Origin of the sequence: Gordonia sp. (in: high G+C Gram-positive bacteria), assembly GCF_020438995.1 — a bacterium.
GTDB lineage: Bacteria > Actinomycetota > Actinomycetes > Mycobacteriales > Mycobacteriaceae > Gordonia.
This window is the reverse complement of record NZ_JAGQTN010000009.1, coordinates 1-12480: the sequence shown is the minus strand read 5'-3', so window position 1 is coordinate 12480 and position 12480 is coordinate 1. Positions and strand designations below refer to the sequence as shown.

11 protein-coding genes are annotated in these 12480 nt (G+C 66.5%); 4 read left to right on the top strand and 7 right to left on the bottom strand.

The features are described from left to right. Together KDB67_RS00585 and KDB67_RS00580 are read right to left on the bottom strand one after the other, a co-directional pair. Window positions 1-1275 (bottom strand): aldehyde dehydrogenase family protein (locus tag KDB67_RS00585; RefSeq protein WP_291011063.1); only part of this gene is annotated, 1275 nt, incomplete at its 3' end. A 90-nt stretch (window positions 1276-1365) separates the two neighbouring features. Next, window positions 1366-2085, bottom strand: coding sequence for a ThuA domain-containing protein (locus KDB67_RS00580; RefSeq protein ID WP_291011061.1), 720 nt, complete (start codon window positions 2083-2085; stop codon window positions 1366-1368). A 68-nt stretch (window positions 2086-2153) separates the two neighbouring features. Here KDB67_RS00580 and KDB67_RS00575 point away from each other — a divergent pair, with 68 nt between their 5' ends. From KDB67_RS00575 to KDB67_RS00565, 3 genes are all read left to right on the top strand, one after another. Next, window positions 2154-2900 (top strand): SDR family oxidoreductase, encoded by a 747-nt coding sequence (locus KDB67_RS00575; RefSeq protein WP_291011059.1) that lies wholly within the window; start codon window positions 2154-2156, stop codon window positions 2898-2900. 281 nt (window positions 2901-3181) lie between these two features. After that, window positions 3182-4174: a hypothetical protein gene (locus tag KDB67_RS00570; protein ID WP_291011057.1), complete on the top strand. Its 993-nt coding sequence runs from the start codon at window positions 3182-3184 to the stop codon at window positions 4172-4174. A 61-nt stretch (window positions 4175-4235) separates the two neighbouring features. Then, entirely contained in the window at window positions 4236-6794 is a 2559-nt protein-coding gene (locus tag KDB67_RS00565; protein ID WP_291011055.1) for a Tex family protein, read from the top strand. 21 nt (window positions 6795-6815) lie between these two features. On the opposite strand, the gene KDB67_RS00560 is transcribed toward KDB67_RS00565, so the two are convergent. The 4 genes from KDB67_RS00560 to KDB67_RS00545 form a co-directional block, all read right to left on the bottom strand. Continuing rightward, complete coding sequence (locus tag KDB67_RS00560) at window positions 6816-7115, bottom strand: DUF503 domain-containing protein (protein WP_291011051.1); 300 nt, start codon at window positions 7113-7115, stop codon at window positions 6816-6818. 74 nt (window positions 7116-7189) lie between these two features. Continuing rightward, window positions 7190-8089 carry an arylamine N-acetyltransferase gene (locus KDB67_RS00555; RefSeq protein ID WP_291011048.1) on the bottom strand — a complete coding sequence of 300 codons (900 nt, stop codon included), beginning with the start codon at window positions 8087-8089 and terminating at the stop codon, window positions 7190-7192. A gap of 40 nt (window positions 8090-8129) precedes the next feature. Beyond that, the gene (gene ppk2, locus KDB67_RS00550; RefSeq protein WP_291011045.1) at window positions 8130-8966 is read right to left on the bottom strand and encodes a polyphosphate kinase 2; all 837 of its coding nucleotides are present in this window, start codon (window positions 8964-8966) and stop codon (window positions 8130-8132) included. A gap of 9 nt (window positions 8967-8975) precedes the next feature. After that, window positions 8976-9464 (bottom strand): META domain-containing protein, encoded by a 489-nt coding sequence (locus KDB67_RS00545; RefSeq protein ID WP_291011042.1) that lies wholly within the window; start codon window positions 9462-9464, stop codon window positions 8976-8978. Between the two features lie 92 nt (window positions 9465-9556). On the opposite strand from KDB67_RS00545, the gene KDB67_RS00540 reads away from it, so the two are divergent. Then, window positions 9557-10750, top strand: coding sequence for a hypothetical protein (locus KDB67_RS00540; RefSeq protein WP_291011039.1), 1194 nt, complete (start codon window positions 9557-9559; stop codon window positions 10748-10750). A 36-nt stretch (window positions 10751-10786) separates the two neighbouring features. Here KDB67_RS00540 and KDB67_RS00535 read toward each other — a convergent pair. Then, the coding region (locus KDB67_RS00535; RefSeq protein WP_291011036.1) for a hypothetical protein at window positions 10787-12480 on the bottom strand (1694 nt) is incomplete at its 5' end.

The window sequence follows — 12480 nt, the reverse complement described above, 5'->3', positions numbered from 1 at the left end:
GTCGGCGGTCCAGACGCTGCCGGCCAGGCCGAGGGAGGAATCGTTGGCGATGCGCAGCGCGTCGTCGTCGTCCTCGTACTTGATGATGCACAGCACGGGACCGAAGATCTCCTCCTGCGCGATCCGCATCGAGTTGTCGACGTCCCGGAACACGGTCTTGTCGACGAACCAGCCCTTGTCGAAGCCTTCGGGGACACCGCCACCGAGTGCGACCTTGGCGCCCTCTTCCTTGCCGATCTCGACGTAGCGCTGCACGCGCTTCTTCTGGGCCTCGTTGGCCATGGGGCCGACGACCGTTTCGGGGTCGGTAGGCAGGCCGAGGGGCAGCTTGTCGACGGCGGCGACGAAGGCGTCGACAACTTCCTCGTACCGGTTGGCCGAGGCGAGAATCCGGCTCGGGGCGTTGCAGGCCTGACCGGAGACGAAGAACATCTGGCCGAGGAGACGCTCGATCGCGTTGTCGAGGTCGGCGTCGTCGCGGATGATGGCGGCGGACTTGCCGCCGAGTTCCAGGGTGACCGGACGCATCAGCGTGGCACATGCCTCGCCGATCGACCGGCCCACCTCGACGCTGCCGGTGAACGCGACCTTGTCGACATCGGGGTGCGACACCAGATACTTGCTGGTCTCCACGCCTCCGGTGACCACGTTGAACACGCCGCTCGGAATGCCGGCGGCCTCGAAGGCCTCGGCGAAGCCGACGTAATTGAGGCTCGCCTCCGGGGACGGCTTGACCACTATCGTGCAGCCGGCCAGCAGTGCTGGGGCGTACTTCATCATTCCGCAGATCTGCGGCCCGTTCCATGGCGGAATGGCGCCGACCACGCCGTACGGTGCCTGCTGAACCATCACGTCGAAGCCCTCGTTCATGGCGTTGTACGTGGGCCGGCGCACCTCCCACTCGTAGGAGTCGACGTTCTCCGCGTAGTAGCGCAGCAATTCCGAGGTGACCGGCACCTGCCCGAACTTGGCCTGGGTGATCGGCGAACCCATCTCGGCGACCATGGCGTCGGCCATCTCGTCGGTGCGCTTGTCGAGTTCGTCGGCGACGCGTCCGAGTATGTCGGCCCGCTCGCGGTGCGACATCCGCGGCCACGGACCTGAGTCGAACGCCCTGCGTGCGGCGGCGACCGCGGCGTCGACGTCGGCGGTGCCGCCGTCGGGGATGGTCGCGAACTCTTCCTCGGTGACCGGGCTGATGACCGGGATCGTCTGCGACGACTGCGGCGCCACCCATTGCCCGTCGATGAAGAGGCGGGTCTGTGAACTGATCATCGTGTGCTCCTGAGCTCGGAAGGAAATCGACGGCGGACCCACTGTGAGGTACGTCATATTCAGCGACGTTAGTACGGTAACGCCTATCAGTCAGGAAGGCAATGATGAGTCTGCGCCGGCGGCCCACAGTGCGGCCCGGGAGACGATCGTGCGGTGCTCGGGCACGCGCAGCGACGCCACATCGTGGCCGAGCGCGTCGTAGGCGACGCGGCCGCGGCCGACATGCCGGGTCCACAACAGTGGATGGCTGCTGCCGCTGTGCGTGGAGAACGCCAGCCCTTCGACGTCGTCGGCGAGATCGAGAAAGCCGTAGGCCTCGTCGTTGAGGTCGAAATCGGAAACGCCGGCAACGATCGGCGAGGCGTTCGTGCTGACGGTCACCGATATCGGGCCAAACGGCGGATGGCACGACCGGTCCCATAGCCACTGCCCGCCGAGGAGGTCCTTCCACTCCGGCCAATCGTCGAAGCAGATCGCGGCGCCGTGCATTGCCAGTAGTCCGCCGCCACTTCGGATGTGTTCGGCAAGGCCGGCTTTCGCGTCCGTTCTCAGCGAGAGCGCCCACTGCTCGCGTAAGTGTGCGTAGCGTTCGAGTTCCATCCGGAAGCGCAGCATGTTCAGCACGACGAGTGGTGGTTCGGGGTCGATGGGCAGGTCGGCGAACAGGCCGTCGACGTCCTCGGTGACGGTGGCGTGCGGGAATCCGCATTCGGTCAGGATCGCTGCCAGTTCGGCCGACGATGCCGGAAAGTCGTGCACGATCCCGCCGGAGGCGATGACGACTGGGGGAAGTTCGCGGTGCTGGCACATCAGGACTCCTAAGACGTTATTGTCATAACGACTATAGAGTTCCGATCGGATACCGGGAGACAGACGCGATGGATCTGGGATTGACCGGCCGTAAGGCGGCCGTCGCATCGGCCACCAGCGGCCTGGGATACGCGACCGCACAGGCCCTCGTCGCGGAGGGAGCGCAGGTGACGATCTGCGGGCATGACGCCGCGCGGGCCGAGCAAGCAGCGGACCGGCTGGGCGGTGGCACGCGATGGGTGATCGCCGATCTCGCCGACCCGCGGGAAGGGGAACGGTTCGTTACCGAGGCGGCCGGGGCGATGTCGGGTCTGGACATCCTCGTCACCAACGCCCCCGGGCCGCCGGCGGGGACATTCGCCACAGTGGCGATGGACGATTATCCCAAGGCACTGGAACTCAACTTGCTCAGTGTCGTTCGCATGTGCGGGGCTGCGGTACCGCACATGCGGCGCGGTGGCTGGGGGAGAATCGTTGCCATCACGTCGATCTCGGTGCGCCAGCCCATCGCCAACCTGATCCTGTCGAACACAGCACGCGCAGGAGCCACCGGATTTCTCAAAACCCTCGCCCGGGAGATCGCCGCCGACGGCATCACCGTCAATTCGATTCAGCCAGGTCTGCACGAGACCGGTCGCGTGCGCGGCGTGTACGGCGACGGTCTCGATGACGAGATCGCGCAGATACCCAGCCGCGCACTCGGGCGGCCCGAGGACTTCGGCGCTGCGGCGGCATTCCTCTGTTCGGATCAGGCGCGGTACATCACCGGCGTCGCTCTACCCGTCGACGGCGGCGTGTACCAGGCTCTCCAGTAGAGACGATTGCCGATCGGGTCAGGAGGAGTGGCTGAACAAGGAAGACGTCGCCAGGCTCCGGTCGGCGCAGAGTGCGGGGGAGATTCAGTTGATCCTCGCCGGTGGTGACGAATGACCGGATGAACGGTGCCGAAGTGAGCGACCGGATGCGGTGAAGGCCTGGCGGGCACCGTGACGTCGGCGGACCCCGAGACACGGCAGCAGCGGATCGTCGAGACGAAGGATTCACGCCACGGTGTCGTCGCGTGATAGTCGGTGTCGTGGTGTGTCACTCTGGTCCCATGACGGACGATCTCGCCGAACGACTCATCGACGCCCAGGTCGCTTTCAGTAAACGGCAACTGCTGGACCCCGGACTCTTTCACACCTTCGTCACCGAAGAGGTCGACGGCGCACTGCGCGATGCCTCGGGCCTGACCCTCGGCGAGGTGGTCACCCCGCAGATGATCAAGGACACCGCGATCAAGTTCGCCGTCAACATGCCACTGGAAGGGTCGATTCCCGAACTCGTCGGCGAGATCGCGGGGCGTCTGTACCGGCACCCGGTCAACGACGCCGTGCATCTGACCGATGTGCTCGACACCAGGACCTTCGACGAACTCGCGGATGCGATCGGTGACATGGATGTGGTGCGGCGGGTGGTGCGCGAGGTCATCGACAGCCCGGTCACCGTCGACGTCTGCGTCGAAGTGGTCACTCATGCGGTGGATTCGGCTGTGCTGCAGGACCGTTCGGCCTCCGAAGCCGGCGTGCGGGGGCTGCTCGCCGGTGCCCTGGCACGACTGGCGACGCCGGTGCTGCCCGCCATCGAAACCGGGGTGGAGAAACTGACCAGGACCGGGGCGGCATTCGTGCTCCGTTCGGCGGGGGAGGAGTCGGACAACGCGCTGGTCGGGTCCGCACATGAGTTGTGGCGCAACCGATCCGACGACTCGGTCGGGCGATTCCGCGAATTGGTGACCGCCGACGACGTCGAGGACTTCGTGGTCGTGATATTTGAGTTCTGGAAGTCGTTCCGCGAGACCGAGTACTTCCGGACGCTGCTCGGTGAGGGCGTCGACCACTTCTTCGACAAGTACGGTGATACCTCCCTCGTCGATCTGATATCCGATCTGGGTGTCGAACGAGAAGACCTCGTGGAGGAAGGTATGCGGTTCGGCCTGCCGATCATCGCTCACCTGGACGAACGCGGCCTACTCGACGGGATCCTGCGACGTCAGTTCGTGCCGTTCTATCACTCACCGGAGTTCCGGGCGGTCATCGACGACCTGTGAGGCCGGCAGGCCGGTGACGGCGGTCCGGCTCCTGTAGGTGCTCGCCTGTAGTGTGGCGCGGGTGACTTCGAGCGCCACAGACAACAGTGCGTCCACCCTGCCGGCTTCCGCAGTGCCAGGTGTCAAACCCGTCACCGCCCGAATCGCCGAGGAACTGCAGATCGGCGAGCATCAGGTCATCGCGACCGTCACGATGCTCGACGAGGGTTCGACCGTCCCGTTCATCGCGCGGTACCGCAAGGAGGTGACCGGCAGCCTCGACGACGCCCAGCTGCGTGCCCTCGACGAACGCCTCACCTACCTGCGTGAACTCGATGCCCGCCGCGACGCGATCTTCTCCTCGATCGCCGAACAGGGCAAGCTCACCCCGGAGCTGGCCACCGCGCTCAACGCAGCAGACACCAAGGCCCGACTCGAGGACATCTACCTGCCGTACAAGCCCAAGCGGAGCACCAAGGCGCAGATCGCCCGTGAGGCAGGCCTCGAACCGCTCGCCGACGCCTTGCTCGCCGACCCGACGGTCGACCCCGCCGAGATTGCCGCCGGATACGTGGGGGAGTCGGTGGCCGATGCGGCCGCTGCGCTCGAAGGGGCTCGGCACATCGTCGTCGAACGTGCCGCCGAGGATGCCGAACTGGTGGGTGCGGTGCGCACCAAGTTCTGGGGCCAGGGTGCGCTCCGCACCGCGCCGCGTTCCGAAGAAGTCGCCAAAAGTGCTGCCGCACAAAAGTTCCGAGACTACTTCGAGTTCTCCGAACCGCTCACCGAGGCGCCCTCGCACCGGGTGCTGGCCGTGCTGCGCGGGGAGAAGGAGGAGATCCTGTCGGTGACCCTCGACGGTGGTGAGGACGCCGAATATCAGGTGATGATCGCCGATGCGCTCGGCGTGGACCTCGCCGCCGGCGGCGCGGCCACTCCGTGGCTGACGCAGGCTGTGCGGTGGGCCTGGCGGACCAAGCTCATGGTCACGGCATCGATTGACGCCCGTATGCAGTTGCGCAAGCGAGCCGAGGACGACGCTGTCAATGTGTTTGCGCGCAATCTCAAGGATCTGTTGCTCGCCGCGCCGGCCGGTGCTCGTGCGACTCTCGGTCTTGACCCCGGCTTCCGTACCGGTGTAAAGGTGGCCGTCGTCGACGGAACGGGCAAGGTCGTCGACACCGGGGCGATCTTCCCACATCAGCCCCGGAATCAGTGGGATCAGTCCAAGGCGGCACTCGCCGCTCTCGTCGCCCGGCACGGGGTGGAACTGATCGCCATCGGCAATGGCACCGCCTCCCGTGAGACCGATGCGCTCGCAACCGAACTCGTCGCGGAGATCGCCGCGACAGGACATAAGGCACCGGCCAAGGTGACCGTGAGCGAGGCAGGTGCTTCGGTGTACTCGGCGTCGGAGTACGCCTCGCGCGAGCTGCCCGAGCTGGACGTGTCCATCAGAGGTGCGGTGTCGATCGCGCGCCGTCTGCAGGATCCGCTGGCCGAACTGGTCAAGATCGAACCGAAATCCATCGGTGTCGGCCAGTACCAGCACGATGTCACCCCCGGCACCCTCGCACGCAGTCTCGACGCGGTGGTCGAGGACGCGGTCAACGCGGTGGGCGTCGATCTCAACACCGCGTCGGTGCCGCTGCTGTCCCGGGTCTCGGGTGTCACCCCGGCGCTGGCCGAATCGATCGTGTCGCATCGCGACAGCAATGGCCCGTTCCGCAGTCGTGCGGCGCTGCTGAAGGTGTCGCGCCTGGGGCCCAAAGCATTCGAGCAATGCGCGGGCTTCCTGCGCATCCGGGACGGGGAGGATCCGCTCGACGCATCCGGCGTGCACCCCGAGTCGTATCCGGTGGTCCGCAAGATCCTGGATCGTTCGGGAATCACGCTGGCTGAGCTGATCGGCAACGAACTCGTGCTGCGTGGGCTCAAGCCCACCGAGTTCGCCGACGACACATTCGGTGTGCCGACCGTGACCGACATCCTCGGCGAGTTGGAGAAGCCCGGCCGCGACCCCCGCCCTGCCTTCACCACCGCGACCTTCGCCGCCGGCGTGGAGAAGGTGGCCGACCTGACTCCCGGCATGATCCTCGAAGGCGTGGTCACCAACGTCGCCGCCTTCGGTGCGTTCGTGGACATCGGCGTGCACCAGGACGGTCTGGTGCACGTGTCGGCGATGTCCGACAGGTTCGTCTCCGACCCGCACGACGTCGTCCGGTCCGGACAGGTGGTGCGGGTGAAGGTGCTCGATGTGGACGTCGAACGGCAGCGGATCGGGTTGTCGCTGCGACTGAACGACGATGCCGGGTCAGGCGGCAAGGGTGGTGCGAGGCCGCGCAATCGCGGTGCGGCGCCGAACCAGGACCAGCGAGGCCGTCAGCCGGGCGCAGGTGGTCAGGGTCGCGGTGCCGGTGGCGCCCAGGGTCGCGGTGCCGGTGGCGCCCAGGGTCGCGGTGCCGGCGGCGCCCAGGGTCGCGGTGCCGGCGGCGCCCAGGGGCGCGGTGCGGGAACTCATCAGCGTGGTCAGAGTGGCCGCGGGGGTGACAAGCATGCCGACAGATCGGGTGGTAATCGGCGCGGCGAGCCCGGCGGCTCGATGGCACAGGCGTTGCGCGACGCGGGTTTCGGTCGCTGACGTAGCGGCTGCCGGGGATCGTCAGTCGATGTCGTAGGAACTGATCTGCCGCCTTCGGGCGGCTATCAGTTGAATATCGGGGCGACCGGCACCGAACCGTTCGACGGCGTCGAGCAGTTCGGTGAGATGCGCCAGGTCGGGGCTCACCGCAGTGACGCCGATCGCCGCCCGGCGATGCAGGTCGAGATGGTCGACCTCGGCGGCGCTCACCGCGAACTTGCGTCGGATCTCGGCCAGGAGCGGTTTGGTCACCGACCGCTTCTGCTTGAGCGAATGCACGTCGCCGAGGAGATAATCGAATTCAATCCAGCCAATCCACATAGCGCGCTGAACTCTACCGCGACGGACGACGAACCGTCACCGGGTTTTCTCGCACAGGATCAGCTGTCGGCGGGTCAACCGTTGAGCAACGACTCGGCCAGACGTCCGGCGAGGCCGGGGCAGTCGTCGACGTCGATACCGAAACGGTCGTCGAGGACGGACAGTATCTCGCCGACCGATCCAAGTGTGGTCTTGACGGTGCGTCCGTCACGATGATGTTCGGTCAGCTGGGGACCTGACAGGTTCAGCCGACTCGACTCGGTCACGATGGCCGCGGTCGCGCCCGCGACGAAACGTGAGCCCGGATATGTTGAGGCGAACCATGATCCGACCAGCGAGTCGATCGGGGGTCGTGGCACCGGTGTGAACAGGTACATGGGACGCCACTCGTCGCCGATCCGCACCTGCATCGACAGTTGGCCGGCCACCTCGGGATCGAGCGGGTGGTTTCCCGTGGGGTCGACAGCGACGATGCGGAACTCTTCGAGGTCGGTGGGCTGCGGCTCATCGAGGGCGAACCGCAGCGGATTCGGTGGTGTGCACCCGCCGAAGCCCACGTCCACTATGTACCTGGACGACTCGCCGGGTATGCCGACGTTGAGCAGCTTGTGGGTTTCGGCGGGCATTGGTCCGGGGTCTCGCATCCACACCACGCGGCCCGCCAGTGGCACCACGTCGTAGCCGATCGATTCGAGCACCGCGGCGAGCAGACCGTTCTGCTCGAAACAGAATCCTCCGCGCCGACGATCGATCATCTTGTGCTGCAACGCCTGCGGCGCGAGATCGGCCACGGGGATACCGACGTACGGGTCCAGGCCCTCGAATGAGATGGCCCGGACATGAGCGGTCACCAATGCCGACAGCGTCTCGAACGTCGGCGGCGGACTCGCCGGTCGTCCGGGCTCGGTTGCGTCATCGAGCCCGATGCGACGCAGGTAGCGGCCAAGATCCACGAGATCGGTGTCGGCAAGCACGATTCCCGATCCTAGCCGCCACCCGGCGAACGTACCGAGCTCAGTGATCTCCGCCGAGGAGTGCGCCCACGTGGTCGGGCACGTATTTCGACAGCGACCGCGGCGGACGATGATAGTTGCCCGTCTCGATGGGATGTTTGGGCAACGTGACAGTGGGACGGGCGACGTCGGTGTAATTGATGGTCGAGAGCAGGTGCGAGATCATGTTGAGCCGCGCATGCTTCTTGATGTCGGATTCGACGACCATCCACGGACTCATCGCGGTGTCGGTGTGGACCATCATCTCGTCCTTGGCGCGAGAATAGTCCTCCCATCGGTACACCGATTCAAGGTCCATAGGACTCAATTTCCATTGACGCACGGGATCATTCATCCGTGCCCGGAATCGGCGCAGCTGCTCGTCGTCGGACACAGAGAACCAGTACTTGCGAAGAAGGATGCCGTCATCGATCAGCATCTGTTCGAAAATCGGTGTCTGGCGCAGGAACCGGGTGTGCTCTTCGGGTGTGCAGAATCCCATGACCTTCTCGACGCCGGCGCGGTTGTACCACGACCTGTCGAGCAGGACGATCTCACCGGGTGCCGGCAGGTGTGCCACGTAGCGCTGGTAGTACCACTGGCCCTTCTCGCGGTCCGTCGGTGCGGGCAGTGCCGCGACCCGGCAAATACGCGGGCTCAGGTACTCGGTGATGCGTTTGATGGTGCCGCCCTTGCCGGCGGCATCACGTCCCTCGAAGATGACGACAATTCTTGCGCCGGTGGATTTGACCCACTCCTGCAACGAGACCAGTTCCGTTTGCAGACGGAACAGTTCGGCCTCGTAGACCTTGTTCGGGATCTTGTTCTTCTTCGATTTATCTGCCTTTTTTGAACCCATTCACCGAGCTTAGGGCAAACCCGCGGCGTTTGTATCCGCTATGAGAACAACAGTCCGCGGACCGTCTTTCAGCGTCAATTCGTGGCCATGCAGCGACCACTTCAACGGTTGATCGGTGAAATCGGCGAGCCACGCGTCTGCGCCGTCCTTGGGTGGGGGACAGGCCATCATCGTCGAGGCGAGTTCGCCGATCGTCAGTGTGGTCTTGTCCACCGTGACTGGACCGATGTGCCTGTTGCAGCCCGCGGTCAGGCTGACCCGGCCAGGCTCGGGGAATGTGAGCATCAGTGGGCCGCCGCCTGGAATCGCGGCGCCGTCGACCGACGTCGACGTGAAGGTCTTGCCCACCAACGCGTTCGTCGCGGAGGTCTTCACGACAGACTGCGCGGTCCCGTCGCCGGAGCTGCTCGCCGTCGACGAATTGCCGCACGCCATCGCTCCGAATACAAGGGCGCCGGCGGCCAGGACCGTGCCGAGCGGCCGGATCAAAGTTGCCATACCGACTAAAATAGACCAGCGCACCCATGCACCGGGGCCACTCGGGACGGCGATTCACCGATCCAGCACGACACCCCTCACAGGACTGCCCGATGACCAGCACACGCACCCAGCCGATCGCGGTGACCACCCGGACCGAATACCTCGACAGGGTGCACCGCGTTCTGCTGCTCACCCAGTTGATCGTCACCGGTGTTGCGGTGATAGCACTGGTGACGCTCAACGCGCTCGATGTCGCACCGATCGTCGTGATGGTGGTGGTCGGGGCGCTGATCTGTGCGGGGCTGCTTGCCGGCGCGGCCGGCCGCTACCGCCACCGGCACGCGGTGCTCGTCACCGTCGACAGCGACACCGTGTACTTCGGCAGCGAACATCACCACCTGGTCAGCCGGCCGCTGTCCGAACTCGCGGCCGCGGATTTTCGCCCGTCCGCCACCACCACCTCGACGATGTCCGGTGACCGGGCGCGTGATCTGACGGTGGCCGGTCACCCGGTGCTTCGACTGACCTTCCTGCGTGAATCCGACCTCGTCGACGGCATCCCCGCGGGCTGGACGCGCCGTGCCGAACCGGAAGAGGAGGTGTGGGACGTCGCGCTCGATCCGTCCGATCCGGTGGCCGCGGAGATCATCTCCCGGATCGGGGCGACTGTGCCCCGGGCACAGCCTGACTCAGCGGCCCGGGGTGGTTCCCGGCAGCACGCCGCGCCGTCCGGGAATGTGCCGGCACCGGAGGCCGACGGACCGCGTATCGGCGACGCGAGCAGCGATGCCGCCGCCGTCCGGCTCTGGGAGGACTCACTGCGCCGGCACGATGCCGTGCTCACCGCCTACGGCCGCTACGAACTCGACACCGAGCTGGTCCTGCGATTCCCGGCGGTCACCGACATCACCCGCGACGAGGTGCAGGCCTTCCACGACACCCTCGATGACGCGAACGCGCTGCGTACCGAGAACTATCCGGGTGATCGCGCACGCGCGGAGGCGTATCAGCTGGCGGTGCGCAGGCTCCGCCGGGCGTGGGCGGCGTGCGAGACCGCGGGCAAGGCCGCCGGGACCGGGTACCTCGATGAACCCACCCGCAAGGATCTGGGGACAGCGCTCAAGCTGTACCGGCATGCCGAGGCCAGCACTGTCGCCGCCGAACAGGCCACCTACTACGGCCGGGTGCGTGACATCGTCACGACGCTGAGCGAGCAGGCGTACATCCACCCGCCGCAGACCGTCATCGACGAGCTGAACGCGGCCACCCGCCGCGCGCTGGAATCGGGCACGTCCGGCGCGTGAGGTTTCCTGTAGGCCAGGATTTTCGCAGGGCCGGCGTCAGCGTATGCCGGCCTGGATGAATTCGCCGCGGGCGCTGTATGTTCCGGCCGACGCATCATCCCTGGTGAGCTGGACCAGAATCCGGACCGCACCGTCGCGCTGGAAGGTCGACCACATCAGCATGTTGACCGCGTTCCGGTCGAACTCGTCGACGTCCCCGCGCCTCATCGCGTCGTCGCGGACGGCCTCGAACGTCGCACGTGGCACGTCGTTCACGGAAAAGTCGCCAGATGTCGTCGAGGTGGTGGTTCGTGAGGTGACCCGCGGAAGTTCGCCGGGTGCCAGCACGATGGATCCGCTGCGCCGCGGCAGGCGATACTCGACGTAGACACCGCCGCTGTTCTGGATACTGCCGGCGAACAGGATCGGGGTGCCTTTCGCGGTGCCGCGGATCTCGAACCGCGTGAGCGCGTCGGCGTCGAACGGGACCTTCGCGCTGCGCAACGCCTTGTGGATCAGATCGAACGACACCGCGAAGTCGCCCGGGTCGAAGAGCAGCGCTACCGCGCCGTCTACCGTCGCTTCGATCGTGCTCAGAGTGCTGCCGGTGAACCGTGCCTGCCAGCGGGGGTCGCCGTCCTTGTCGGGCCGGCGCATGTCCAGATCGGCCAGGTCCGCCTCCGCGTCGGACTTGACGCCTTCGGCCCGCATCGTCGCGGTCATCTTCTCGATGTCGGCCGACATCAGATCCTGCACGGAGAAGGTGTCGCGGCGGCGTTTGTCCGTGGCTTCGCGGCGCGGTTCGGCCCAGCCGACACCCTTGATGTAATGGACGGTGACCGCTTGGCCGGTCGCCGGATCGTATACCTCGGCACGGTCGGAACCGCCCCGGTCGAACCACACGCCGACGACATTGTCGTCCGCGGCGGGTCCGATGGTGCGGATCTGCTCGGCCAGGCGCTGACGTCTCTGCGTATACGTGTCCGTGCGGTCCTCGCCACGAGGGGAGCTGCCGGTGCCATCGGAGCCGGGCAGCGACAGGGAGGCAGGGCCGTCGACCCGCCACACACCTTCCGGGACGGCGAACACGGCGACAAGCGCGGTGACCGCTGCGATCGATGCGTACAGCAGTGCCGCCGGCCCCGGGTAGTCGTCGAACTCGGGAGTGGTGGCCGACCGCCGGGGCAGGTCGGGCGGCGGGATCGCGGTGAACGGGGACGCCACCAGCTCGCGGGCATCGCTTGCGGGCATCGAACTGATCCATCGGGCCTGGAACGGGGTGTCACCGGGTGGGGAGACCAGCGCGGACACCAGGGTCGGCTGTACGGCACCGGTTCGCAGGCTGCTCCGGGTCATCGCATCGACCCGCACCGGTACCGCAGCCGGACCTGACGCCCTACGGAACCGCGGCAACTCCGAGCGTGCGGTGGCGGCGGGCACAAGCAGCACGCCCGCGCCAATCAGCGGTGCGCCGAACACCACGGCGGCCCACCACGGGTTGGTGGCCCCGATCCCGATTCCACAGGCGATCAGGAACCCGGCCGCCAGAGCACGGATGATCCTGCCGGCGCGCGGCGTCACCATGACACCTGTTCGGTGACATGCGGCGCGGCGATCATCCTGCCCCCTTCGGGTATCCCTCCTGGCCAGGGCGGATACCCCGGTCGCATGAGTGTAAAGGCGTGCGGCCCGCGACCACCGTCCGGCGGCACCCGCGGCGGGCCGGGCGCGGCGAACGGTACCGTGGACCC